The following is a 25,202-nucleotide window of genomic DNA, read 5'->3' on the forward strand; positions in this document are numbered from 1 at the left end:
CGCGCTGCGTCTGTCTGTATCCATCGCCGCAGGCTCGTCACGCCGCGGGAGATGACCTTTGCCGCGTCCGCTGAGCGGGGCGGAACCAAGACATTATCGAACAATGAGTAGCATTATCCGACGAAAGAAAACCGGCAAAGAATTGTAGGTCATAGTGGATCAACGAACGACGTCCAAGCGCTCCTTTAATGCGCAGTGGACCATCACGCTCTTCGGCACCGCCGTGGGCGCGGGCATCCTCTTCCTTCCTATCTCGGCCGGCAGCTTTGGTTTTATCCCGCTGCTCATCGCGACGCTCCTCATCGGCCCGATGACGTATTTCTCGCACCATGCGTTCTCGTGGATCATGAACCACTCGCCTATTCCCGGCGCGGACGTGCTCATGGTGCTCACCAAGTTTTTCGGGCGCAATAAGGGCATTCTGCTCGCGGCCATGTACTGGTTCACCGTCTTCCCCGTGGTGCTCATCTACGGCGTCTCCATTACGAACACGGTGGAAAGCCTCATCGTCAACCAATTCCACGGGCCGGAGATCTCCCGGTGGATCCTCGCGCCGCTGTGCGTGGGGCTGATGACGGCAGCGCTCGCCTTTGGCAACAAGGTGATGCTCGCCGCGGCGAATCTCGTGGTCTACCCGCTCATCTTTGCCTTGGGCGCGGTCTCGCTCTACCTCATCCCGCAGTGGGATTTCGCATCCTTTATGCAGGCCGGCGACCATAGTGCGCTGGGTATCCTCACGTCCATCCTGCTCATCCTGCCGGTGCTTGTCTTCGCGTTCTCCTACGTCGCGGCCCTCTCGCAGTTCTGCGTCGCCGCGCACAAGGACGGCCGCCCCACGGCGAATGCCATCCGCAACTCGACCATCCTGCTCACGGTCTTCACCATGTTCTTCGTATGGTCCTCCGCGCTAGCCATGGGTGCCGACGGCATGATTGAGGCCGAGGCTCAAAACCTGCCCGTCCTCTCCTACTTCGCGAACGTCACGGACAACCCGTTCCTGTCCTACATGGCGCCCGTCGTCGTCATCTGCGCGGTGGCGTCGAGCTACTTCGGCCACGCCCTGGGCACCATCGAGGGCACCCAGTACTTGGCAGAGCTCGCCATGCCGGGACTCACGCGCCGGCTTAGCCCCCGCGCCTTCGACCTGTGGACGTACTTCTTTATCTTCGTCACGGTCTCGCTGGCCGCAGTCTTTAACCCCTCGATTCTCAGCCTCATCACGCTCGTGGGCGGCATCTTCTTTACCTTCCTCACCTACCTCCTGCCCATGCTCTGCGTGCACTACGTCCCAGCCCTCGAGCAGTACCGCGGCCGCGCCACCAATGTCTTCGTCACGGTCATGGTCTCATTGTGCTGGCCACAACCGTGGTCACGATGTTCTAGCGTTTCGTTTACCCTTTCGACGCCGAGTCCCCGCATGGCCTCGGCGTCTCCGCGTTGCCAAGCAACGCAGATTTCTTTGCTCGACTCAGAGGCTTTCTTGCTTCATTAACCTCACAAGCCTCGATTGTGGCCTGAATTCGCTGTTTTCACGTCTCCTCCGAGTCCATGACCTAGATATATGCAAAAATTCAATTCTTTGCCTGTTTCTTGCTTCTGACGCAGAAAATTCCTCTTCTAACGGTCACGTCCCTGCCGCACACCGCACGCACCAACCCATGTCGAGGGCCCCTGCTAGCGTATGAATCCTGCACCCCCTACGAAAGGCATAATCATGCGTCCCCTGTTTTCTTCTGAATCCGACGTCGTCTACGCCATGCTGGCGCATGCCTCGGACGCCATGCATTCCTTGAGCGCGGAGCAGCGCAAGGCCATTGCTGCGCGCGTGCCGGAACTCAAGGTGTACAAGCACTGTGGATGTGGCACGTGCCCCACGGTCTATCTCACGGCAGGTGAAGAGCCGCCGGAGCCGCGTCGCGACGCCAACGGCAAGGCCGTCCCGCAAGGCTCCGATTACGTGCTCACCGCCGATTGCCCCGAGGCGATGGTGCTGCTGCACATCGCAGGCGGAATCCCGGTGGAGCTCGAAGTCGCTCCTTTCGACGACCACAAGGTCGAACTTCCTTGGCCCGAACAGCTCGTGTTTTAAGGGATTCTCCTGCCGCCGGTACGAGGAAATCGGTAGATTAGTCGCATGACTAATCCACTTCTTTCCCCCTCCACGCTCCCCTACCAGCTCCCGCCGTTTGCGGAGATTAAGGTCGAGCACTTCCGTCCCGCCATCGCCGAGGCACTCACCCGCCACGACGAGGAGATTAAGGCCATCGTCGACAACACGGCCGACCCGACGTGGGAAAACACCGTCGAGGCCCTCGAGCGCGCTGGCCAGGATTTAGAGCGCGTGCTTTCCATCTTCGGCAACCTGTCGGGCACGGATGTCACGGACGAGATGGAAGAGATCGCCGCGGAGGTCTGGCCGCAGGTCGCCGCGCATTCGGATGCGATCTACCAGAATGAGGTCCTCTACGCCCGCCTCAAAGAGGCGACCCCGCCGGCCGACGAGGAGTCGCAACGCCTCCACGCGCACCTGCTGCGGACTTTTGCGCGCCAGGGCGCGGACCTCGGCGCGGCAGAGAAAGAGCAGCTCTCCACCATCAACCAGCGCCTCTCGGCGCTCTCCGAGGAGTTCGGCCGCAACCTCATGGCGTCCACCCGCGAGCGCGCCGTGCACTTCGACAGCGCGGAAGAGCTCAAAGGCCTGCCCGCCGATCGCATCGAGGCCGCCAAGGCCTACGCCAACGAGGTAGGCCAAGACGGCTACGTGCTCCCGCTCGAGCTGCCCACCGTCCAGTCGGAGCTCGCGCGCCTGGCCGATCCGGCCGCCCGCGCCAAGGTCTATGAGGCCTCGCGCGCCCGCGGCAGCGAGAATAACCTGAGCGTGCTCACCGAGATGGCGCGCCTGCGTGCCGAGCGCGCGCAGCTGCTCGGCTACGACACCCACGCGGACTACGTCATCGCCGAGGAGACCGCGCAGACCGCCGAGGCCGCCCGCCGCATGCTCGTCGAGCTCGCCCCTGCCGCCGAGGCTAACGCCGCCGGCGAAGAAAAGCTGCTCGCCGAGGAAGCCACCCTGCACAACGAGGACTTCGGTGCCGCGGACTGGGCCTACTGGGAATCCCAGGTTCGCGCCCGCGACTTCTCCCTCGACGAGGACGAGCTGCGCCAGTACTTCCCTCTCGACCGCGTTCTCAAGGATGGAGTCTTCGCCGCGGCCCACCGCCTCTACGGCATCACCGTCGTCCCGCGCGAGGACCTCGAAGGCTACGCCGAGGGCGTGCGCGTATGGGAGGTCTTCGACGAAGGCCAAGACCCCACCGCTGATCGCGATAGCGGCATCGGCCTGCTGCTCACCGACTACTTCGGCCGTCCCTCCAAGCGCGGCGGCGCGTGGATGAGCGAGTTCGTGGGCCAGTCCCACCTGCTGGGCACCAAGCCCGTCATCGTCAACGTCATGGGTCTTACCAAGCCCGCGGACGGCTCCCAGCCACGCTTGAGCCAAGACGAGCTCCACACCGTCTTCCACGAGTTCGGTCACGCACTGCACGGCCTGCTCTCCGACGTGCGCTACCCCACCTTCTCCGGCACCCGCGTCCCGCGCGACTGGGTAGAATTCCCCTCCCAGATCAACGAGAACTGGGCCCTCGACCCGGCCATGGTCAAGCGCTACGCCCGCCACGTGGAGACCGGCGAGGTCATCCCGGACGAGCTGCTCACCAAGGTCCGCGAGGCCCAGACCTTCGGTCAGGGTTTTAGCACCGTCGAGTATCTCGCTGCCTCCATCGTCGACCTTGCCTGGCACTCCCTCACGCCTGCCGATGCCGCCGCCATCGCCGCATCCCAAGAGTCCATCGACGCCTTCGAGCGCGCCGCCCTCGACGACGCTGGCCTGCACAACCCGCACATCGCGCCGCGCTACCGCTCCGCGTACTTCAATCACATCTTCGCCGGCGGCTATTCCGCGGGCTACTACTCCTACCTGTGGGCCGAGGTCCTCGACGCCGACGGCTTCTCCTGGTTCAAGGAAGAAAACGCCGCGGGCCCCGAGGCTTCCGATGCCGCCGCCCGCGCCGCCGGCCAGCGCTTCCGCGACCTCGTCCTGTCCAAGGGCGCGTCCCGCGACTTCACCGAGGCCTACCGCGAGCTGCGCGGCCGCGACAAGGACGTCGCCCCGCTGCTCGCCCGCCGCGGCCTGTCCGGCGCCACCGACTAACTGCACACGCCTAACGACACAGGCCCGACTAGACGGAAAATTCGACCGATTCAGGACGGAAAATACGACCGATAAATCGCCGAAAATTCGACCGATAAATCGCCGAAAATTCGACCGATAGAGGCTGTGAACAGCATGTTCACGCCATGCCCACGCTGCGCGCTAGGGACGGCCCAGCGCGCGGCGGCATCGGAAAGCTAGCGGCTCGCCGAGGTCAAGCTCGCGGACGAGCCGACGAGGATCTCGCGCATGAGCTCCGCGGCCTGAGTGGGGGTCTTACCCACCTTGACGCCGGCGGCCTCGAGCGCGGACTTTTTGCCCTCGGCGGTGCCGGAACCGCCCGAGACGATGGCGCCGGCATGGCCCATGGTCTTGCCCTCGGGCGCGGTAAAGCCCGCAATATAGGCGACGACGGGCTTGGTCACGTGGTCGCGGATGTACTCGGCGGCGTATTCCTCCGCGTCACCGCCAATCTCGCCGATCATGATGATGGCCTCGGTGTCCGGGTCAGCTTGGAAGGCCTCGATCGCCGCGATGTGCGTCGTGCCGATAATCGGGTCGCCGCCGATGCCCACGCAGGTGCTAAATCCGAGGTCACCCAGCTCGTACATCATCTGGTACGTGAGCGTGCCGGACTTAGAAACGAGGCCGATCTTGCCGGGGTTCGGCGCGGTGTTCGCGGGAATGATGCCAGCATTGGAGACGCCCGGCGTGATGAGCCCCGGGCAGTTCGGGCCGATAATGCGGGTGGTGCCCTTCTCGCGGGCAAGCGCGAAGAACTCCGCAGTATCGCGCACGGGCACGCCCTCGGTGATGACGACGACGAGGGGCATTTCCGCGTGGATGGCCTCCTCGACTGCGGCCTTCGTGAACTTCGCGGGGACAAAGATGACAGACACGTTCGCGCCGGTGGCCTTCATGGCCTCACGCACGGAGCCGAAGACGGGGATGGTCACGCCATCATTGAACTCGAGCTCTTCGCCGGCCTTCTTGGGATTCACACCGCCGACGATGCGAGAGCCCGAATCGAGCATGCGCTGGGTGTGCTTCATGCCTTCGGAACCCGTCATACCCTGGACGATGATGGCAGAGTTTTCATCAAGGAAAATCGACATAGAAGTCTCTTTCTGGTTCTCGGAATAGGGTTAGACAGCAACAAGGTTTGTGCGGGAGGCGAGCTCCGCGGCGCGCAGTGCAGCCGCATCCATGGTGTCGACCTGTTCGAGGTGGTCGAGCGCTGCTTCTTTGAGGATCTGCCGGCCCAGCTCCGCATTGTTACCGTCGAAGCGCACGACGAGCGGCTTGGGCGCGATGCCATCGGCGGCGAGAATCTTAAAGGCTTGAACGATGCCCTTGGCGACCTCGTCACAGGCGGTAATCCCGCCGAAGACGTTAACGAAGACCGACTTGACCTGGGGATCGCCGAGGATAACCTCAAGACCGTTGGCCATGACCTCCGCGTTCGCGCCGCCACCGATATCGAGGAAGTTCGCGGGCTTGGCGGCGACGTCATCGCCCTCGGCGAGCTTGTGCCCCGCGTACGCGACGACGTCGAGCGTGGACATGACGAGGCCAGCGCCGTTGCCGATGATCCCGACGTTGCCGTCGAGCTTGACGTAGTTGAGCCCCATCTTCTGCGCCTTGAGCTCGAGCGGGTCTGTGGCCGAATGGTCCTGCAACTCAGCGTGGTCGGGATGGCGGAAGCTCGCGTTCTCATCAAGGGTGACTTTACCGTCGAGCGCCAGAATCTTTCCATCGTTGGTTTTCACCAGTGGGTTGACCTCCACGAGCGAGGCATCTTCCTCTACGTAGACTTCGTACAGCTTCTTGAAGACCGGCACGAGCTGCGGGATATCCGCCTCATCGAACCCGGCCTCGTACGCCATGTCGCGCGCGAGTGTGTCCGTCATGCCGTCGAGCGGCGAGAAGCTCCGGCGGATAAGCACATGCGGACGCTCCTGCGCGAGCTGTTCGATTTCCACTCCGCCCTCTTTGGACAGCATGGCCAAGTACCGGCGCTTCGTGCGGTCGAGCACAATCGAGAAGTAATACTCCTCAGCGATGTCAGCACCCTGGGCAACCATCACCTTGCGGACAACATGCCCCTTGATATCGAGACCCAGAATCTCATCCGCAACGGCTGCTGCTTCTTCTGGACTACGCGCGACCTTCACGCCGCCCGCTTTACCGCGTCCGCCGACCTTCACCTGGGCCTTGACGACAACGAGCTCGCTGCCCGCCTTCATGAGTTTTGCCGCGGCACGTTGCACTTCCAGCGCCGAGGTCGCCATGATGCCGCCCAGCACGGGGACTCCATGCGCTTCGAAGAGGTCACGAGCTTGGTACTCGTAGAGATCCACAATTCCTCCGTTCACAAGTTCTTAGAAGTGTGTCATGCCTCACCTATCCTAAATTTTGCGAGCATCTTTTGCAGAGAAATTGGCAAAGAAGTTAATCTTTCACGCCTGCCCGTCCCTTCAACCGCCCACTCCACGACCCCGATGCCCGCGCGCTTCGATAGACTTACCAGCTATGGCACAGGACACAAATCTCACGTCGGAACGCGACTTTGACATCATCCTTTTCGGAGCCTCGAGCTTCGTCGGCAAAATCACCGCCCGCTATATCAAGGCGAACCATCCCGAACTCAAGGTGGCGCTTGCCGCCCGCGGTGCCGGGCGAGTCAACGGATTGAAACTGGGCTACCCCGTCATCGTTGCCGACGCCATGGACGCCAAAGCCATGGATGCACTCGCCAAGCGCGCGAAGGTCATCATCACAACCGTGGGCCCGTACACGCGGTACGGCGATAACCTGGTCGCCGCCTGCGCCCAGAACGGCACCGGCTACGTAGACCTCTGCGGCGAGGCGCTCTTCATCCGCCGCAGCATCGACAACTGGCACGAGGTCGCCCAGGAGACCGGGGCCCGCATTGTCCATTCCTGCGGATTCGACTCCGTTCCCTCCGACATGGGCATGTTCTACCTCCACCAGCACGCGAACCGCCCGCTCACCGAGGTCACTATGTCGGTGGAACGACTCTCCGGTGGCCTGTCCGGCGGCACGATCGACTCCATGCGCGAAGTCAGCGCCGACGCGAAGCGCATGCCCAAGGGCGGCGCAATCCTCCACAGCCCCCATTCCCTTTCGCCGGACCACAAGCAGGAGCCCGACCTCGGCCCCGAGCCTGACCGCTTCGTGGAATACGACGAGCTCGTGGGCCAATGGGTCGGCCCATTCTTCATGGCCATGTTCAATACGCGCGTCGTGCGCCGTTCCAACTCGCTTATGAATCACGCCTATGGCGAGCGCCTGCGCTACCGCGAGGCGATGACCACCGGCCAAGGACTCCTGGGTCAAGCAAAAGCACAGCTCCTCCACGCCGCGACAGTCGCCGGCTTCGCACTGATTATGATTCCCAGCCTGCGCAAGCCCCTCTCCCGCTTTATCCCCGAACCAGGCGACGGCCCCAAGGACATTGAGAAGGGTGGCTTCACCATCGCCCACTACGGCAAAGACGAAGACGGTCATGTCTATGTCACCGAGGTGTCCGCCGAGGGCGACCCAGGGTACAAGACAACCGCCATGATGCTCACCGAAGCAGCCGTCACCCTCGTGAACCATCCTGGCGAAGGCGGCGTCCTCACGCCGGCAACAGCGCTCGGCGCCCCTTATATAGAGGCATTGGATTCCCACGGCATGCGATTCCGCGTCCGCCAATAATCCCATCCACAGCGCCCAGCCCCCGCGAGGGACGCGTTGTGGGCTGTGTTGATAGCTTCTGCAGCTACGCCCGGGCTTAGCCGGCGTTGCGCAAGGCGGTGGCGAGACCGTTCATCGTCACCTGGATGGTCTTCGAGACGAGGAAGGAGTCGTCGCCAGCGCGGTAGCGGCGCAGCAGCTCAAGCTGGACCGCGTTGAGCGGCAGGAGGTACGGGTAACGGCGCTTCAGGGAGCGAGCCTGGCGCTGGTTTTCCGCCGTGAGGTCCGCGTTGCCGGTGACCTTGAGGTAGACCTCGCGGGTGAGCTCAAACTCGTCAGCGATGAGCGTGTAGATGCGGTCGGCCACGTCTTGGTCGCTCACGAGGTTCGCGTAGAGACGCGCGAGGGCGATCTCCGCCTTGGTCATGACCTGCGCCATGTTGGACAAGACGGCGCGGAAGAAGGGCCAGGTCTGGTAGAGCTCGCGCAGCTTATCCCAGCGCGCGGCGTTCTCCCCTGCCCAACCGGAAAGCGCGGTGCCTACGCCGAACCAGCCGGGGACGTTGGTACGCGACTGCGACCAAGAGAGCACCCACGGGATGGCGCGGAGGTCAGAAATCGCGGTGGTCTGCTTACGGGCCGCGGGGCGGGAGCCGAGGTTGAGGTCGCCGATTTCGTGGAGCGGAGTGGACTCGGTGAAGTACTGGATAAAGCCCGGGTCGCCGATGAGCTCACGATACTTTTCGCCGGAGCGCGCGGAGAGCTCGCGCATGAGCGCGTAAGAACCTTCTGGGTCGGCGATGGGTTCGGTATCAAAGAGGGAGGCCTCGAGCGCGCCGGCCGCGAAGGCCTCGAGGTGGCGGCGAGCGGTCTCGGGCGCGCCGTATTTCGCGGAGATGACCTCACCCTGCTCGGTGATGCGAACAGAACCGGAGACGGCACCCTTGGGCTGGGCAAGGATGGCGTCATAGGTCGGGCCGCCGCCACGGCCGACGGCGCCGCCACGGCCGTGGGCCAGACGCAGCTCAACATTGTGGCGCTGGCACAGCTCGACAAGTTCGAGCTCCGCGTCGTAAAGCGACCAGTTCGCCTGAAGGTAGCCGCCGTCCTTGTTGGAATCCGAGTAGCCGAGCATGACTTCCTGGACGTCGCCACGAGCGCGCAGGTAGTCGCGATAGAACGGCAGGGACCAGAGCTCTTCCAGGATGTGGGCGCCGGCCTTCAAGTCATCGATGGTCTCGAAGAGCGGGACGACGTCGACGTGGGTGAGCCCCACCTCCTTGAGCAGAACCATGGGCTCGAGGATGTCGCTCACGGTACCGGTCATAGCGATGATGCAGTGCGCGACGGAGCGCTCGCCGAACTTCGCGACGGCCGCGGCAGCCGCGCGGAAGATACCGAGCTCCTTCTCCGCGAGCTCGCCCAGCGGGGCGTGGTTCGGGTAGAGCAACGGGCGCGGCGTACCCAGCTCACCCACGAGAAGCTCGACGCGGGCAGTCTCGTCGAGCGAAGCATAGTCGTCGGTGAGACCGGCGGCAGCAAAGATATCGGCGAGGACGGCCTCGAAGGACTCAGAGTTCTGGCGCATGTCGAGCGTGTAGAGGTGGAACCCGAACGTCGAGATAGCGTCGCGCAGGCGTGCCAGACGGTCCTCGGCGATGATGTCGTCATTGTGCTGGCGCAGCGAACGGTCGATGATGTCGAGGTCATGCTGCAGCTCCGCGGGCCCCTCGTATGGCTCGGCGGGCGCGGCACCCGAGGCTGGCAGAAGGTCGGGGCGGCGGCGCTCCGTCAAGGGGGCGACGGTCGCCGCCTCGTCGCCGAAGAAGTGCCTACGCGTGGCGGCGACGCGGGCACGGATCCCGAAGATAGCGCGGCGGTAGGGCTCGTCGACGCGGGACTCCCAGTCATTATGGGCGGCATCGGCAAGCTGCTCCAGCTCCGTGGAACAGGAGGAATAGCGGTCCGAGAGGGAGAGCTCGCGCTCGAGCTCCGCGAGCTGATCTTCGTAGTACTTGAGCGCCGTCTCCGCCGCGCGCGAGGTGGCGTAGGTGAGCGTATCCGCGTTGACGAAAGGGTTGCCGTCGTGGTCGCCGCCGATCCAAGAGCCGGGGCGCATGAGAGCGGCTTCGGGAAGCTGCAGCCCGAAGGTCTCCTTGAGGCCCTCGCGGACGGCACGGTTGAGCGCCGGAATCTGCTCGAGCAGGGAAAGCTTGTAGTAGCGCAGCGCGACGTCAACCTCGTCTTCGAGGGTCGGGCGCGCGATGCGGATGAGCGCGGTCTGCCACAGCAGCGTCATACGCAGGTACAGCTCGCGTTCAATGTCCGACTCATCGCCGCCGAGATGCCACTGCTGGAGGAGCTTCTTAATGCGTGTCTGAGTATCGAAGACCGTGCGGCGGCGAGTTTCCGTGGGGTGCGCGGTAAGGACCGGCGCGACCACGGCATCACGGACGACGCGGGAAGCCTGAGCCGCGGTGACCGGCGAATCCTTGAGCTTGTCAAAGGTCGTGCGCAGGGAGACCGGCGCAGGCACGGACTCGTCCGCAAGGTCCTCGACCAAGTTGGCAAGCAGCGCGAAGTAGGAGAAGGCGCGAGCGACGAGGTTGGCCTTCGTGATGTCGAGGTCGCGGAAGACGGCAAGCAAGTCCTCAGCGCTGGCGTCCCCGTGGGCGACATCGAAAGCTAGGCGACGCGTGGACTCGACGAGTTCGTAGACACTCTCACCCTCCTGCTGCGCAATGACGCGGCCAAGTACCCGTCCAAGCAGGCGGATATCGTCTTTGACGAAGTCACGGGACGAGCTGGCAGTGGTCATGAGGAGTCCTTTCTATGCCGACTCGGCGCGGATTCTGTACTGTCTCAGCACAGCCGCTGAGTTAACACACTGTGGTTTACAGGATTTACATAAATGTAGCCCACGTCACTATTCTGCGCCGAGTTAAGGTGGCGCACTACCCCCAGTTGTGGTGCAAGCACGGGAAGCACGACCAGCACTCGCCCGCCGCGCCGCAGCCCCCTTTTCAAGTAGCGGCACCCGCCACGACGTTTTAGACTGGCGGGACACCATGCATATATCGGGGAGACGGGGGCCTACGCCATGCTCACGGCTGAAACAATCGGGGATATCGCGCGCGAACGCCGCCGCGAAGGAGGACTGACACAGCGACACGTCGCCCGGCGCGCCCGCGTGTCCGAGCGCTTCGTGCGCGACTTAGAAACAGGGAAAGGCACAGTACAGCTCGACAAGGCGCTCGCTGTGCTCGCAGCGATTGGACTGCACGTCCGTGTCGAAACGGCAGGCGCACTGCCGTTCGACGCGATGGCATAAAACGGCACGATCATGCCGGTTTTCCGTCGGGGAGGTTCGATGGACACACAGGAATTGGGCCGCTTCGCGAAGGAACAACGCCGCGAAGCTGGCCTGAGCCAGCATGACGTCGCTCTCCTCGCGGACGTGCCTGAGCGCTGTGTCCGAGCCTTCGAATCCAGCAAAGGCAGCGTTCACCTCGATAAGGCCATTTCCATCTTGTTTGTCGTGGGTTTCGACCCCCGGCGACGCCGCGACCTCACCCACGTGCTCGCGTATCGCTGCCGGTTGTGGGGCGCTTAGGCCACAGCCGAGGCCGCCGGAATCTGCGCCAACCACGCCGCATGGACGCGGGCATCACCATTTTCCTCAGGATGGAAACTCAGCGCGGTGATGGCGCCAGAGCGCACGCCCACGATGAATTCGCCCTCGCCAGCGTTACCGGAGACGGTGGCGATAGCCTCCACACCCGGACCGGTACGGGTAACGATGGGCGCGCGAATGAACGAAGCGTCCACGTCGACGACGTCGCCGCCGACTCCGGCTTCGCCGTCGACTCCCGCTTCGCCGTCGTCGAGAATGACTGGAACGACGCGCTCCGCGGAGAAACGCTGATTGCCAAACGCATTGCGGCGCACAGTGACGTCGAGCGCGCCCAGGGTCTGTTGGCCAGCGGCGGGATTTTCGAGCTCGCGCGCGAGGTAGATGAGCCCAGCGCAGGTGGCGAGCACGGGCAGACCGGCGTCGATGGCGGCGCGCAGCGGTTCGGCCAGGCCGAAGGACCGCGCGAGGCGGTCAATGACGGTGGATTCTCCGCCGGGAAGAACAAGGCCGTCGAGGCCCTCAAGGTCCGCCACCTGGCGCACTCGGCGCGTGTCCGCGCCAAGAGATTCGAGAACCTCGATGTGCTCTTCGACCCCGCCCTGGAGGGCAAGCACTCCAATGCGCATGGGATTACCAGCCGCGCTCAGCGAGGCGGTGCGGGGCCGGGACATCGGCGACGTTGATGCCGACCATGGCCTCACCCAGGCCGCGGGAGACGCGAGCGAGCGCGGACGGGTCGTCGTAGAGGGCGGCTGCCTCGACAATGGCCTTGGCGCGGGCGGCCGGGTTGCCGGACTTGAAGATGCCGGAACCGACGAACACGCCTTGGGCGCCCATCTGGCGCACGAGGGCGGCATCGGCAGGCGTAGCCACGCCACCAGCAACGAAGAGAACGACGGGCAGTTCGCCGGTCTCGGCGACCTCGGCGACGAGGTCGTACGGAGCCTGCAGTTCCTTCGCTGCGACGTAGAGCTCGTCCTTGTCCAGGTTGCGCAGGCGGGCGATCTCGCCCTTGATGGTGCGCAGGTGCTTGACGGCCTCGGAGACGTCGCCGGTGCCAGCCTCGCCTTTGGAGCGGATCATGGCAGCGCCCTCGGTGATGCGGCGCAGGGCCTCGCCCAGGTTCGTCGCGCCACAGACAAACGGCACGTCAAAGTCCCACTTGTTGATGTGATTGACGTAGTCCGCCGGGGAGAGAACCTCGGACTCGTCGATGAAGTCCACGCCCAGCTCGGCAAGAATCTGCGCCTCGACGAAGTGACCGATGCGCGCCTTGGCCATGACCGGGATGGACACGGCATCGACAATGCCCTCGATGAGGTCCGGGTCAGACATGCGGGCCACGCCGCCCTGCGCACGGATATCGGCAGGAACGCGTTCGAGCGCCATGACGGCGGCGGCGCCGGCGTCCTCCGCGATCTTGGCCTGTTCCGGGGTGACGACGTCCATGATGACGCCGTTCTTGAGCATGTCAGCGAGCCCGCGCTTCACACGGGTAGTTGCAATCTGTTCAGTCATGGCGACTATTTCAACGCCGCAAGTGGTCTATTACAAGAGCCAATTTCACCCAATTGAATTAGACCACTTACCCTTACCCCATGCACGTCATCCTCGACCCGGCTGATACCCGCACCCTTCCGGTGCAACTCGCCCACGCCATCCGCGACCAGATTTCCGCACGCATCCTCTCCCCCGGCGAGGCCCTTCCGTCGACGCGCCAGCTCGCCGCAGAACTCGGCATTTCCCGAGGTAGCGTCGTTGCTTCCTACGATCAGCTCCTCGCCGAGGGCTACCTCGAGGCCACCGTCGGCTCCGGCACGCACGTGAGCCGCCGCCTTCACCACAACCCCGTTTCCCCAGCCCCGGAACCGGCCATACAGAAGCCTGCCCGCGCGCTCGTGGAACTTACCCCCGGCGCCCCAGACACCGCGGGCATCATTACCCCCGAATGGCGCTCCGCATGGCGTCGCGCGGCGTCCACTCCGCTTTCCGATGCCCCCGCCTCCGGCCTCCCCGCCCTCCGCCACGAGGTGGCTGCACACCTCGGCACCATGCGCGGACTCGCCGTCGACCCAGCGCACATCCTCATCACCTCGGGCGCCCGCGAAGGACTGGCGCTATTACTCCGCGCGCTTGCGCCAGCGCTCGGCGGCGCACTCACCGTGGGCGTGGAGTCCCCCGGTTACCCCAGCTTGCGCCGCATTCCCTCGGCCTTTGGCCATGCCGTCGCGGAAATCCCCACGGACTCCGAGGGCGTGCGCGTCCCCGCCACGCCGCTCGACGCGCTCATCGTGACGCCCAGCCACCAGTACCCGTATGGCGAATCACTGTCGGCCGCGCGCCGTACGGAGCTCGTCGCGTGGGCACGACGGACGGACGCCCTGCTCATCGAGGACGACTTCGACTCGGAGCTGCGCTACGCGGGCCAGCCACTGCCAGCGCTCACGGCTTTGGAGCCCGCGCGCACGGCGTTGCTGGGAACCTTCTCCTCGGTCATCTCCCCCGGCGTGGCCTGCGGCTATCTCGTCGCGCCATCCTCGCTCGTGCCGCGGCTACGCGCGGAACGCGAACTTACCGGCCAACCGGTCAGCCTCATCACGCAATCCGCGCTGGCACGCTATCTCGCTAGCGGCGCGTTGCGTCGCCACACCGGCTCCGTGCGCCGCGCCTATCGCCGCCGCCGCGACCTCGTAGATTCTTACCTCGGCGACCTTCCGGGCACGCAACTGCTCCCCATCCGAGGTGGCCTGCACGCGGTGTTGCTCTGCGAGAAACCCGCCGATGAGGTTGTTGCGGCGGCTGGGCGTCTGGGCGTGGGGCTCACCGCGCTCGCGGAGTACTGGGGCGGCGAGGACGCACCCGGCGGCGTGGTTCTCGGCTTCGGTCACTTAGCCGATAGCGAGCTCGACGCCGCGCTGCGCGTCGTCGCGACGGCAGCGCGGCTTTAGGCACAGCTCGACATGCCAGCTGCCCCGCGCGCGGCTTAAGCGTTGAGAGTCACCGACGCGAGCATGCGTCCAGAGGGCTCCGCGCTGCCAGCCATGGGCTCTTCAGTGACGAGCACCTTGGTGACGTCACCGTCGAAAGGCATCCACACGCCGTCGTGCGGGTCCTGCCCGATGACGCCGGCGGAGCTCATCTCGCCGGTGCTCGACACGGCCCACACCTGCGCGCCCATGCCAGCGTCTAGTTCCGGCTCGCCGTCGACCATCGCGCCGGCTTTGCCCATGTCCTCGGAAGACACAATCTGGAGGCGTGCGCCTTCGGCTTCGGCATCGGCGCTGCGCAGATCCTCCGCGCCCATGATGGCATGCATTTCCTTCTCGCCAGGGCTCTCCGGGGCCGGTGCGTCTTGGGCCAGCTGCGTGTCCTCGCCAGCCGGAAGGAACTGCGCGACGGTCACGCCGCCGATAACGAGAACGAGCGCCGCGGCGACCACCGCGAACCAAGGACGCCGGCGCCGCGCGCCGAGGTCAATGACGCCGCCGTCACCACTGCCGCTGTCGTTACCGCCCCCGGCAACCACAGTGGTCGGTTCCTGTGGCGTGCGCTCGAGGCGCTCGAAGACAGCGTCTTTCAGACGGGCCGGTGGCTCGACCTCGGGCACGGAGTCGAGGAAGTTCTCAAAGCTCGCGTCGTCGAATTCACGCGTATTACTCATCGTTCCTCCCTCGCCATCAGTTCCTTAAGTTTGCGGACGCCATCGCGCACGCGCGTCTTTGCGGTGCCCAGCGGTACTCCCGTTGATTCTGCCAGCTCGGCGTGGGTGAGACCACCGAAGAAGGCCAGCTCCACCGCCGTGCTGTGGGGTTCACCAATAGCAGCGACGGCGGCGCGCAGACGCTGCGACTCCACACGGTCGAGCGCGTCTGTTTCCACGTCATCACCCCGCAGCGCCGCGCGGAGCGTGGCTTCGCGGTCATCCCGTTCGACGCTCGCGATGTGCGAGCGCAGGCGATCCACCGCGCGGCCGTGGGCGATGCGTCCCACCCAGGTGCGTGCCGAACCCCGCGCCGGATCGAAGTTTGCGGCCTTAGACCACACCTCGACGAAGACGTCTTGGGCGACTTCCTCAGCAAGAGCCGGATTACGCAGAACGTGGAGCGTCACGCCGTAGACGAGCGGTGCCAGTGCGTCGTAGAACTCGGAAAAGGCATGCGTATCCCCCGCCGCAGACGCAACGAGCAAGTCGTTGAGTCGATCTAGCTTATCGGGAGACATTGTCGACACGGACGTTGATCTTACCTTCCCCTCGAGGACGGGAGCGGACATCTTTAGTGTGACATTGAGCCGGACATAGGCGCTTCGGTCATCATCTCGTCCGACATCATCTCGTCGGTCATCATAGAGTCTGACGGCTTCATCTCATCAGACATCATCGAATCCGAGGGCTGCATGGAATCCGACATCATCGCGTCCGAGGGCTTCATCTCGCCGGACATCATGGAGTCAGAAGGTGCCATCGAGTCAGAAGCCACGGCACCGGACGGAGCCATGGAATCCGACATCATGGCATCCGAAGGAGCCATCGAGGGAGTCTCCGTCGCCGGAGTGTTCTTCGTGTCATTGCAGGCAGCCAAGCCAGTGGCAGTGAGCGCGAGGGCGGTAGCGGCGGCGATGAGTTTGATCTTCATGAGTGTTCTCCTTTAGAGGTAACGGGTTCTGCCGTGCGGGGGTGCGCGGCCTTACGTGAACTCATTCGGAGCACGCGGCTGGGGCGGATTGGAATCGACGAAAACTTTTTTCAAACCATCCGCACTGGGGCTCGGCGCCGAATAAAGGGCAGACCGTACGAAAGAACCGTCTGAAAGAAGGAAACCATCATGGTCTCGACTACGCTCACCACCCTGGCAGTGGGGCTTGCCGGAGGGCTCATCACCGGCATCTCCCCCTGTATCCTGCCTATTCTCCCGCTCGTGCTGGCCGTGAGCGGCGCGCCTGGCGAGGAGCGCTCACGAGCGCGGCCGTGGCTCATCATCGCAGGCCTCGTCACGAGCTTTACCGCCGTCACGCTCTTTGCCACGACGGCGCTCAACGCCCTGCATCTGCCCGGTGACCTCGTATGGAAGGTGGGCCTGGGGCTCCTCGTACTCGTGGGACTGGGCATGATCTTCCCCAAGGTCCAGGAGCTCCTCGAGTGGCCGTTTCTCAAGCTGCCGAAGGCCGGCGGGTTGCAGGCCAAGGTTCGCGACAAGGGCGGGTTCCTCGTGGGGCTCGCGCTCGGCGTCGTCTTTGTTCCTTGCGCCGGGCCGGTCCTCGCCGCCATCAGCGTGGCGGGCGCCACGGGCCACGTCGACGCCCATATCCTCGTGCTGTGTTTGTCCTTTGCCGTGGGCGTGGCCGTGCCGCTCCTCATCTTTGCACTCGGCGGTGAGCAGATCGGCCGGCGCGTGAGCTTCTTCCAGTCACATCAGCGCGGCGTGCGCCTCACCTCGGGCTTCCTCGTCATCGCCATGGCAGGTGCGATCGCCACGGGCGCACCGGCCTGGCTCCAGCAGAAGCTGCCAAGTCTCAGCCAACCCGAGGTACAGGCGGCATCGGCAAGCTCGGGTGCGGTCCCGGAATTTGCCGGGCTCACCGGCTGGTTCAACACGGATACACCCGTGGCCCCGCGCACGAATGGGCAGGTGACGCTCATCGATTTTTGGGCGTATGCCTGCATCAATTGCCAGCGCAACAACGTGCATATCGCGAAGCTCTACGACACGTACAAGGACTACGGCCTGGAGGTCGTGGGCATCCACGCGCCGGAATACCCGTTTGAACGCGAGTCCTCCAACGTGCGCCGCGCGGCCGCGGAGCAAGGCATTGCCTACCCCGTCGCACAGGACAATGACTTCGCGACGTGGCGTGCTTTCGGCAACCAATACTGGCCGGCGCATTACCTCGTCGACGCGCAGGGGCAACTGCGCGGCAGCCACGCGGGCGAGGGCGACTACGCGGAGACGGAGCACCAGATTCGTTCTTTGCTGCAGGAACGCGACCCGCAGGTACGCCTACCCACGCCGGTCGAGAGCACTGAGGCCGCCGTGGGTGCAGCCGACCGCAATCCGGAAACGTACCTGGGCACCGACCGCGCGCGGTATTTCGACAACCCGGCGGCCGAGTATGTCGATGGCACGCATTCCTTCACGGCGGTGACGCCGCGGCAGGGGCGCTACGCGCTGGGTGGCGAGTGGACGCTGGCGGGTCAGCCGATTACCGCGGGCCGCGACGCGACGGTGGATCTGGCCTACCACGCGGCGTGGGTCCAGGTGGTCGTTGCAGGGCGCGGGACCATCACAGTGTCCGATGGCGACACGACTCAGGAGATTCCGGTTACCGAGGACGGGACGATTGACCTCCTGCGCGGGGACGCGGCCCGAGAGGGCACGCTCCATCTGGCGGTGACCCCGGGCGTGGAGCTGTTTTCGTTCACGTTCGGATAAACCTCAACGGCGCGTCGTGTGGCGCAGCTAGGCTGGGACGCATGAAGCTCACCATGCTCGGCCACTCCGCCATCGCCATCGACGCGCCTGAGGGCACCATCGTTATCGACCCGGGTTCACTCACCGACCCGGCGTGCCTGAAGTCCGCGGACGCGGTGCTACTCACGCACGCGCACCCGGACCACCTCAACGTCGACGCGGTGCGCGACTCCGGCCTGCCGGTGTGGGGCACGGCCGAAGCTATCGCGGCTTTGGGTGACCGCGCGGAAGACACGGTGGTGCAGCGTGACTCGGAGTTCGACATTTTGGGCCAGCACATTCGCGTCTTTGGTGGCCAGCACGCAGAGATCCACCCGTCACTGCCACGGCCAGAGAACCTGGGATATTACATGGATGGCTTGCTCCATCCGGGCGACGAATACGTCGAGTGTCCTCTGCCCGTTGAGGTACTCCTCCTGCCGATTGCGGCGCCGTGGGTCAAGGGGTCCGAGGCCGCAGACTACGCAGTCAAGGTTGGCGCACGCGTGACCATCCCCATCCACGACGCGGTGCTCTCCCCCGGCGGCAAGGCGATTACTGACGGCATGCTGGGCAAGGTGGGCGTGCCCGGATACCAGCGTGTCGAGACCGGTGAGACCGTCGAGTTCTAGGCACTCATACACGACGCCGGCCCGCCCCATCATGTGATGGGACGGGCCGGCGTTGGTGTCTGCGGAGTTACACCGCGTAGCTCCTTCTCAGGTGCGTTCTAAGACTCTTTCTCAGACTGTGCAGTCTCGGTCTTGCCGGAGAGCTGCGACATGTTCTTGTTGAAGTCCTGGAAGCCCTTGGAGAAGGTGCCCAGGTTTTCCATGAAGCCGCCCATGATGTCGATGGGCAGCGGGAACACGATGGTCGAGTTCTGGTCTGCGCCCAGGTCGAGGACGGTCTGGAGGTAGCGCAGCTGCAGCGCGGCCGGAGCCTTGCCCAGCTCCTCAGCGGCCTCACGCAGCTCACGCGAGGACTGAAGTTCGCCGTGCGCGGAAATGACCTTTGCGCGACGCTCACGCTCGGCCTCCGCCTCGCGGGCCAGGGCGCGCTGCATCATCTCAGGAATTTCCACGTCCTTGATCTCCACGATGCGGGTGATAACGCCCCAACGTTCGGTCTGGCCGTTAATGATAGTGGCCAGGTCCTCATTGAGTTCCTCGCGGTGAGCAAGGAGATCATCGAGGTCCGCACGACCCAGCAGGGTACGCAGGGTGGTTTGGGCGATCTGGGAGGTCGCGACGGCGTAGTTTTCGACCTGCAGGACGGCCTTTTCAGCGTCCGTCACCTCGAACATGACCACGGCGTTGACGCGCACGGAGACGTTGTCCTTGGTGATGATTTCCTGCGGCGGGATGGTCAGCGTCACCACACGCTGATCAACGCGCTCAAGCTTGTCGATTCCCGGCCACATGAAGTGCAAGCCCGGCTGCAGGAGCGGACGCAAATGGCCAAAGCGGAACGCCACACCGCGCTCGTATTGCTTGATGACCTTCAGGGAATACATCAAGAACATGATAATGAGCGCGATAATAATGCCGATCACGATCGGCCAAAAGACGAATGCTGACATTTAACTTGCTTCCTTTTCCTTGCGGCGATCCGAGCCATAACGCGTCCGCGTACTATTTCCGTACTTCGAGCTGAAGCGGTCAATCTGCGCAGACAGCTCGGCTTCGCGGTTACTCATCTCCGGCACCACAATCTTCGGTGCGTTCGACGGCGTATTCCACAGATGGCGAGCCAACGGGTACACGCCGAGGCCCGTGATGACGATGAGGGTGCCGACGGAGATGAGAATCTCCGAGAGCGAGTGGTTGGTGATCATCGAGCACAGCGGCAACAGGTATGCCATCGCAGCGACTCCCAGAGCGATACCGCGATGGAAACGCCCGGAATCCGAGTGCGGCCACGGATCGAGCTGACGGGTGACCTCGCGGCCATGGTGCGAGACCGTGCAGGCGTCCTTGACGGGGCAGGTATTACACACCGTCGGGTTTGCGCGGTAGCGCATGACGCGGTTTTCCGGATCGAAGCTCGATGGCCACAGCCACTGATCCTCGGGGCACTGCCAGGCATCGTGTTCCTCGAGATAACGGAACGTGCCCGCCTGATTACTCATCGTGCGGTTCGCGGTCTGCTTCGCCATAAGGTCGAAGCCCCACGCCACCGCGACGAGAAAGAGACCATAGGCCGCCGCGAGGACGGTAAAGATTCCAGGTGCGTCCATAACGAATGTTCGCTTGCCTTTCTTTTACTTCTTATCAGCGTCGGTGCCGTCAGCACCGTTACGCTTGTCGGACCCGTAGGTGCCGCCCCACTTCGTGCGGGAATCGAACTTCGGATCCTGCGGACCGGAGGCCGCCGAGTCGCCGCGACCGGAATCCGGATCGACTTCCTCAACGAACGCACCGCGCTCGTCGATGTAGCCGTACTTCCGGCCAGCCACGCGGCGACGATCGTCGACACGGCCCTTGCCACCAGAGACCAGGCCCACGGAGGAGCCGACCGGAATCTCACCGGCGTGGTCATCGTCATCCGGAGCGATGATGCTAAAGAGCGGATCGGTCGGGTGCTCCTCGATGGTGGGGATCTCCTTGTTGTAGAGCACGCCCTTGAGCGCCATCCACAGGAACGGGAAGATACCGGCAAGGAACATGACGTCACCCGGCATACGCAGCCACTCCATGATGAAGTTGCCCGGCTCCGTGATGTAGCCCAGGGAGCGTGCCTCGACATACCCGGAAGCAACAGACTCGTAGAGCTGCATGATGCCGAGCGGCAGAAGGGAAATGACAACCATCCACAGCAGACCCAGGTTGGTGAGCCAGAAGGACCATGCCATGGCCTTATCTGACCACTTGTCCTTGGGGATGAGGTAGCGCAGGGCGAAGGCAGACAGGCCGAGGGCCAGGAAGCCATAGACACCCATCATGGCGCCGTGCGCGTGGTTGGCGGTAAGCGCCGTACCGATTTCGTAGTAGGAGACGATAGGCAGGTTGACCAGGAAGCCGAAGATACCGGCACCCAGGAAGTTCCAGAAGCCCACGGCAACCAGGAACATGACGGCCCAGCGGTGCGGGAACGGACGCTCGCCTGAGGCACGCTGACGGGAACCGAGCTGCATGAAGGTCCAGGCCTCTACGGTAAGCAAGGTCAGCGGGACGACCTCGGCTGCGGAGAAGAAGGCACCGAGAGCCATGTGTTCGACCGGCGTACCGGAGAAGTACAGGTGGTGCATGGTACCCAGGACGCCACCCGTGGAGTACAGGATGATGTCGAGGAAGATAATGCCCAGGGCGATCTTTTCGCGAATGACGCCCAGGAGGACGAAGACGTAGGCCACCATCACGGTGGTGAACAGCTCAAGGAAGTCCTCCACCCAGAGGTGGACGACCCAGAAGCGCCAGAACTCGGCGACGGAGATGTGCGTCTCCGAGCCAGCCAAGTTACCCACGGCGTAGAACGCCGGGATGGCAATGCCGGCGTAGAAGAACATCCACGGCATGTTGGATTTGTTCTCAGTCTTCAAACGGCCACGCAGCTGGCGGAAGAGGATGAAGATCCACACGAACATGCCCACGGTGAGGAGCACCTGGAAGAAACGAGGCAGGTCAAGGAACTCCCACTGCTGAGAAAACAGCGTGCCTTCCTTGATGTAGCCCATGGTGGACAGCCACTCGAAGGCCATCGAGCCGAAGACAACAAAGGCGATCGCGCCGAGCAGGAACCACACGAGCCAGTGCTGGCCCTTCGGTTCCTTCTTGCCCACGAAGGATGCAATGAAGATACCGGCGGCAAGCAAACCACCTGCGGTCCACAGCAGGGACAGCTGCAGGTGCCAGGTACGCGACACGTTGTACGGGAGGATCTCCTGCAACGGGATGCCGAAGAAGCCAGTGAGCTCGGTTCGGTAATGCTGCGAGGCCGCGCCTAGGAGGGCTTGGATGAGGAAGAGTAAGACGATGACGAGGACGAACCAGGCGACAACCTTCTGGGACTTGGTCAGACCCACCTCGCTCGGCTGAGTGAAGTCAAGGTTCGGAGCCTCTTCTGCGTGCCAGCCGATGGACTTGGACCAGCGGCCGTAGATGGCGAAGATGAGGCCGGTGCCGCCGATGAGCGCGATGAGCGAGAGCACAGACCACACGACGAGGTCAGCGGTCGGGCCGTTATCCACACGCGGCTCAGCAGGCCAGTTGTTGGTGTAGGAGTAATCGTGGCCCGGACGCTCAGCGGCCGAGGCCCACGCGGTCCAGCCAAAGAAACCGACCAGGTTGTTGATCTGCTTGTCATCGGTGATGAACTCGGAAGGAAGGCCCTTTTCATGGGAATCCTCGCCGAAGTACTTGGCGTAATAGGCCTTGTTGGACTCAAAGGCAGCAATCTGGTTGTCCGTCCACTCGAGAACCTTGGTGTCCTCGTTGTAACGGTTGGTACGGAATTCGTCGATGACCGCTTGTTCCGGCGTGACGTTTTCATCAATGAAGTCCGGGTAGCCGTTCTGGTCATTGAGTTCGCGCGCCTTGTCGGCCGCCATGCGCAGGTACTCTGCAGTGTAGTCGGGGCCGAGGTACGCGCCGTGGCCCATGACTGAGCCATACTGCTGCAAACCACGAGCCTGGTACAGAGCCTGGCCGTTGAGGATCTCTTCCTTAGCCAGGATGGTCTCGCCGGTCGACTGTGACACGATTTTGTCGGGCAGGGGCATTGAGGCGGTGTAGGTACGGTACGCCAAGAAACCCATGACCAAGAAGCCAAAGATCATGACGAGAGCGACACCCTGCACCCACACGCTACTCAGCTTCAGTACCGGCTTGGCCCGGTCTTCGCTGCTAGTGGTGATAGACATGTATCTTCCTGTCGATTCAGATAGTGAACACCGCTTCCACGTCGCCGTGCACACCAATGAGATACAGCGTTGTGCTCAGTGTTGTACTCACACGGCTGTACTCACGCGGTTGTACTCACACGATGCACACGGAACGAGCGAGAGCGCGGTGCATTAGAGATATTCATGGGCCCCAAGGACGGAGTCCACCACGGATAATTATGAACGGAAAATCCAGTTTTAAATAGAGCGCGGCACTTCCACTGCCACAAATGAAGTCAACCGAAAGAGGTAGAGCGCGCCTTGACACACGAACAGAGTGACCATTCACACCCCAAAGGATGTAGCCACACCAATCCCGCTCGCTGCATTTTTTACGGTAGAACCCGGATAATTTAACTTCATTATTCAACTTATAGCCCCGAATATATGACTTTGGTCACTAGTGGCCATATAGGGAACTTTTCCAATCGCGCGGCCGAGATGTTGAATTAAACCGAAAAAGCCGTATTATTTGGATCATGAACTTCGCAGAACACACCAAGCGCAACTGGGTCATCACCCTCTTTGCCGCCATCTTCTTCGCAGCCATCGTGTCCATGATCTTCCTCAACGACCCGCACGAGACCATGCTCGTCGCCGTCGTCTTCGTCGCCTCAGCCCTCATCCTCTTCGGCGCCATCCTGGGCATCTGGTACCTCATCCAGAACCGCAAGAAGAGCTCCGCCGCCCAGTAGCGGCCACACTCCATCCCTCTCCCTGCGGAGCCCTAGATCGAGCGTATCTATTTACCGCTCGGTCTAATTTTATTCGTACCCCTACCGGGTGAAATGCGCGGAACTCCTGGAATCCTTGGCCACGTTTGGACAGCTTGGTCTAGTGTTTCTGGCATGACTACGAAATATGACAACACCAACTTCGCCGACTGGTCCATCGAAACCCGTGCCCTCCACGTAGGGCAGGATCTGGATGGCTCGACGAACTCGCGCAACATTCCGATTTACCAGACGACGTCCTACGTCTTCGACAGCGCCGAGCACGCTGCCGCTCGCTTTAACCTCTCGGATGCAGGCCCGATTTACACTCGCCTGACCAACCCGACGGTGGACGCCCTCGAGCGCCGCATCGCAGCCCTGGAAGGCGGCGTCGCCGCCGTGGCTTTCGCGTCCGGCCAGGCCGCTGAGACCGCCGCCATCCTCAACGTCGCTTCTGCCGGCGACCACATCGTCTCCTCCGCGCGCCTTTACGGTGGCACCACCACCCTGTTCGCCGTCACCTTGAAGCGCCTGGGCATCGACGTCACCCTCCTCGAGAACCCGGATGACCCGGCCGAGTGGGAGAAGGCCGTCCAGCCGAATACCAAGGCTTTCTACGGTGAGACCTTCGGCAACCCCATCGCTGACGTCCTCGATATCCCAGCCGTCGCCGAGGTCGCTCACAAGCACCATGTTCCGCTCATCGTCGACAACACGATCGCCACCGCGGCGCTTGTTCGCCCGCTGGAACTCGGCGCCGACGTCGTCGTCGCCTCCACCACGAAGTTCTACTCCGGCTCCGGTTCCGCCGTGGGCGGCATCCTCGTCGACGGCGGTAAGTTCGACTGGACCGTCGAGCGCGACGGCAAGCCCGTCTTCCCCTATTTCGTGGAGCCGGATGAGGCTTACCACGGCCTCAAGTACGCCGAGCTCGGCGCCCCGGCCTTCGCCCTCAAGGCTCGTGCGGGCCTGCTCCGCGACACCGGCGCGGCCGTCTCCCCGTTCAATGCCTGGCTCACCCTCACCGGCCTGGAGACCCTCTCCCTGCGCGTGCGCAAGCACAACGAGAACGCGCAGGCCGTCGCCGAGTACCTCGCTGGCCACGACAAGGTCGCCAAGGTCAATTACGCGGGCCTCGCGGACTCCCCGTACAAGGCGGTCAAGGAAAAGATCGGTGCCGAGTACACCGGCTCCGTTCTCTCTTTCGACATCGCCCCGGGCGAGCGCGACGCCAAGGAGGTCGCATGGGCTTTCATCGACGCCCTGAAGCTGCACTCTAACCTGGCCAACATCGGCGACACCCACTCGCTCGTCGTCCACCCGGCCACCACCACGCACTCCCAGTCGGACGAAGAGGGCCTGCGCGTCGCCGGCATCAACCAGGCCACCATTCGCCTGTCCGTCGGCATCGAGGACATCAAGGACATCCTCGCCGACCTCGAGCTGGGCTTCGCGGCCATCGCCTAACCGCACCTCACCAGCCAACGGTCGGCAAACGCTGGACATCGGCCGGCTCATGCTGGCCCCGCTTTCTTCCGCGGCCGCTCCTCCTGGAGGCCGCGCGTGCCACAAAAGTCCCGCCGCTCGCGTCCTGGGAAACGCGAGCGGCGGGATT

Annotated in this window: 22 protein-coding genes; 11 read left to right on the top strand and 11 right to left on the bottom strand. The window is 63.5% G+C overall.

What is annotated here, in order from left to right:
- Nucleotides 1-154: 154 nt before the first annotated feature.
- From HMPREF2559_RS07845 to HMPREF2559_RS07855, 3 genes are all read left to right on the top strand, one after another.
- Nucleotides 155-1,492 carry an amino acid permease gene (locus tag HMPREF2559_RS07845; protein ID WP_246818465.1) on the top strand — a complete coding sequence of 446 codons (1,338 nt, stop codon included), beginning with the start codon at nucleotides 155-157 and terminating at the stop codon, nucleotides 1,490-1,492.
- A gap of 222 nt (nucleotides 1,493-1,714) precedes the next feature.
- On the top strand, nucleotides 1,715-2,089 hold the full coding sequence (locus HMPREF2559_RS07850) for a hypothetical protein (RefSeq protein ID WP_066484959.1): 375 nt from the start codon (nucleotides 1,715-1,717) through the stop codon (nucleotides 2,087-2,089).
- A 45-nt stretch (nucleotides 2,090-2,134) separates the two neighbouring features.
- On the top strand, nucleotides 2,135-4,210 hold the full coding sequence (locus HMPREF2559_RS07855) for a M3 family metallopeptidase (RefSeq protein WP_068801601.1): 2,076 nt from the start codon (nucleotides 2,135-2,137) through the stop codon (nucleotides 4,208-4,210).
- A gap of 197 nt (nucleotides 4,211-4,407) precedes the next feature.
- Here HMPREF2559_RS07855 and sucD read toward each other — a convergent pair whose 3' ends face one another.
- Both sucD and sucC read right to left on the bottom strand, forming a co-directional pair.
- A complete protein-coding gene (gene sucD, locus HMPREF2559_RS07860) occupies nucleotides 4,408-5,325 on the bottom strand; it encodes a succinate--CoA ligase subunit alpha (protein WP_066484952.1) in 918 nt (305 codons plus the stop codon).
- Between the two features lie 30 nt (nucleotides 5,326-5,355).
- Nucleotides 5,356-6,570, bottom strand: coding sequence for an ADP-forming succinate--CoA ligase subunit beta (sucC, locus tag HMPREF2559_RS07865; RefSeq protein WP_066484947.1), 1,215 nt, complete (start codon nucleotides 6,568-6,570; stop codon nucleotides 5,356-5,358).
- 172 nt (nucleotides 6,571-6,742) lie between these two features.
- On the opposite strand from sucC, the gene HMPREF2559_RS07870 reads away from it, so the two are divergent.
- Nucleotides 6,743-7,933, top strand: a complete 1,191-nt coding sequence (locus tag HMPREF2559_RS07870) for a saccharopine dehydrogenase family protein (RefSeq protein ID WP_066510811.1) — start codon at nucleotides 6,743-6,745, stop codon at nucleotides 7,931-7,933.
- Nucleotides 7,934-8,009: 76 nt separating this feature from the next.
- Here the strand turns inward: HMPREF2559_RS07870 and ppc are convergent, their stop codons facing one another.
- Nucleotides 8,010-10,730, bottom strand: a complete 2,721-nt coding sequence (gene ppc / locus HMPREF2559_RS07875) for a phosphoenolpyruvate carboxylase (RefSeq protein ID WP_070540201.1) — start codon at nucleotides 10,728-10,730, stop codon at nucleotides 8,010-8,012.
- A gap of 282 nt (nucleotides 10,731-11,012) precedes the next feature.
- Here ppc and HMPREF2559_RS07880 point away from each other — a divergent pair, with 282 nt between their 5' ends.
- Both HMPREF2559_RS07880 and HMPREF2559_RS07885 read left to right on the top strand, forming a co-directional pair.
- A complete protein-coding gene (locus HMPREF2559_RS07880) occupies nucleotides 11,013-11,243 on the top strand; it encodes a helix-turn-helix domain-containing protein (protein ID WP_068801604.1) in 231 nt (76 codons plus the stop codon).
- Nucleotides 11,244-11,282: 39 nt separating this feature from the next.
- A complete protein-coding gene (locus tag HMPREF2559_RS07885) occupies nucleotides 11,283-11,525 on the top strand; it encodes a helix-turn-helix domain-containing protein (RefSeq protein WP_070540203.1) in 243 nt (80 codons plus the stop codon).
- Here the strand turns inward: HMPREF2559_RS07885 and pdxT are convergent.
- Entirely contained in the window at nucleotides 11,522-12,172 is a 651-nt protein-coding gene (gene pdxT / locus HMPREF2559_RS07890; protein WP_068801606.1) for a pyridoxal 5'-phosphate synthase glutaminase subunit PdxT, read from the bottom strand. The two genes, HMPREF2559_RS07885 and pdxT, sit on opposite strands and share 4 nt — an antisense overlap.
- A gap of 4 nt (nucleotides 12,173-12,176) precedes the next feature.
- Nucleotides 12,177-13,064 carry a pyridoxal 5'-phosphate synthase lyase subunit PdxS gene (pdxS, locus tag HMPREF2559_RS07895; protein WP_066484911.1) on the bottom strand — a complete coding sequence of 296 codons (888 nt, stop codon included), beginning with the start codon at nucleotides 13,062-13,064 and terminating at the stop codon, nucleotides 12,177-12,179.
- 80 nt (nucleotides 13,065-13,144) lie between these two features.
- Between pdxS and HMPREF2559_RS07900 the strand changes: the two genes are divergently transcribed.
- Entirely contained in the window at nucleotides 13,145-14,494 is a 1,350-nt protein-coding gene (locus HMPREF2559_RS07900; RefSeq protein ID WP_070540206.1) for a MocR-like pyridoxine biosynthesis transcription factor PdxR, read from the top strand.
- A 35-nt stretch (nucleotides 14,495-14,529) separates the two neighbouring features.
- On the opposite strand, the gene HMPREF2559_RS07905 is transcribed toward HMPREF2559_RS07900, so the two are convergent.
- The 3 genes from HMPREF2559_RS07905 to HMPREF2559_RS07915 are packed head-to-tail and all read right to left on the bottom strand — an operon-like array spanning nucleotide 14,530 to nucleotide 16,180.
- Complete coding sequence (locus tag HMPREF2559_RS07905) at nucleotides 14,530-15,207, bottom strand: anti-sigma factor (protein ID WP_066484906.1); 678 nt, start codon at nucleotides 15,205-15,207, stop codon at nucleotides 14,530-14,532.
- On the bottom strand, nucleotides 15,204-15,767 hold the full coding sequence (locus HMPREF2559_RS07910) for a sigma-70 family RNA polymerase sigma factor (RefSeq protein WP_230384013.1): 564 nt from the start codon (nucleotides 15,765-15,767) through the stop codon (nucleotides 15,204-15,206). Before HMPREF2559_RS07910 ends, HMPREF2559_RS07905 begins: the two co-directional genes overlap by 4 nt.
- Before the next feature lie 53 nt (nucleotides 15,768-15,820).
- Nucleotides 15,821-16,180: a hypothetical protein gene (locus HMPREF2559_RS07915; RefSeq protein WP_066510802.1), complete on the bottom strand. Its 360-nt coding sequence runs from the start codon at nucleotides 16,178-16,180 to the stop codon at nucleotides 15,821-15,823.
- Nucleotides 16,181-16,369: 189 nt separating this feature from the next.
- On the opposite strand from HMPREF2559_RS07915, the gene HMPREF2559_RS07920 reads away from it, so the two are divergent.
- Nucleotides 16,370-17,974, top strand: a complete 1,605-nt coding sequence (locus HMPREF2559_RS07920; protein ID WP_070540209.1) for a cytochrome c biogenesis protein CcdA — start codon at nucleotides 16,370-16,372, stop codon at nucleotides 17,972-17,974.
- A gap of 41 nt (nucleotides 17,975-18,015) precedes the next feature.
- On the top strand, nucleotides 18,016-18,624 hold the full coding sequence (locus HMPREF2559_RS07925) for an MBL fold metallo-hydrolase (protein ID WP_066510792.1): 609 nt from the start codon (nucleotides 18,016-18,018) through the stop codon (nucleotides 18,622-18,624).
- Between the two features lie 98 nt (nucleotides 18,625-18,722).
- Here HMPREF2559_RS07925 and HMPREF2559_RS07930 read toward each other — a convergent pair whose 3' ends face one another.
- The 3 genes from HMPREF2559_RS07930 to HMPREF2559_RS07940 are packed head-to-tail and all read right to left on the bottom strand — an operon-like array spanning nucleotide 18,723 to nucleotide 22,853.
- On the bottom strand, nucleotides 18,723-19,517 hold the full coding sequence (locus HMPREF2559_RS07930) for an SPFH domain-containing protein (protein ID WP_369814867.1): 795 nt from the start codon (nucleotides 19,515-19,517) through the stop codon (nucleotides 18,723-18,725).
- Nucleotides 19,518-19,574: 57 nt separating this feature from the next.
- A complete protein-coding gene (locus tag HMPREF2559_RS07935) occupies nucleotides 19,575-20,231 on the bottom strand; it encodes a hypothetical protein (RefSeq protein WP_066510784.1) in 657 nt (218 codons plus the stop codon).
- Nucleotides 20,232-20,255: 24 nt separating this feature from the next.
- The gene (locus HMPREF2559_RS07940) at nucleotides 20,256-22,853 is read right to left on the bottom strand and encodes a nitric-oxide reductase large subunit (protein WP_070540212.1); all 2,598 of its coding nucleotides are present in this window, start codon (nucleotides 22,851-22,853) and stop codon (nucleotides 20,256-20,258) included.
- Between the two features lie 500 nt (nucleotides 22,854-23,353).
- Between HMPREF2559_RS07940 and HMPREF2559_RS07945 the strand changes: the two genes are divergently transcribed.
- Nucleotides 23,354-23,569: a hypothetical protein gene (locus HMPREF2559_RS07945; RefSeq protein ID WP_066484867.1), complete on the top strand. Its 216-nt coding sequence runs from the start codon at nucleotides 23,354-23,356 to the stop codon at nucleotides 23,567-23,569.
- Nucleotides 23,570-23,722: 153 nt separating this feature from the next.
- The gene (locus HMPREF2559_RS07950; RefSeq protein ID WP_070540216.1) at nucleotides 23,723-25,054 is read left to right on the top strand and encodes an O-acetylhomoserine/O-acetylserine sulfhydrylase; all 1,332 of its coding nucleotides are present in this window, start codon (nucleotides 23,723-23,725) and stop codon (nucleotides 25,052-25,054) included.
- Nucleotides 25,055-25,202 lie beyond the last annotated feature (148 nt).

This window comes from Corynebacterium sp. HMSC072G08, assembly GCF_001809185.1.
Classification (GTDB): Bacteria; Actinomycetota; Actinomycetes; order Mycobacteriales; family Mycobacteriaceae; genus Corynebacterium; species Corynebacterium phoceense.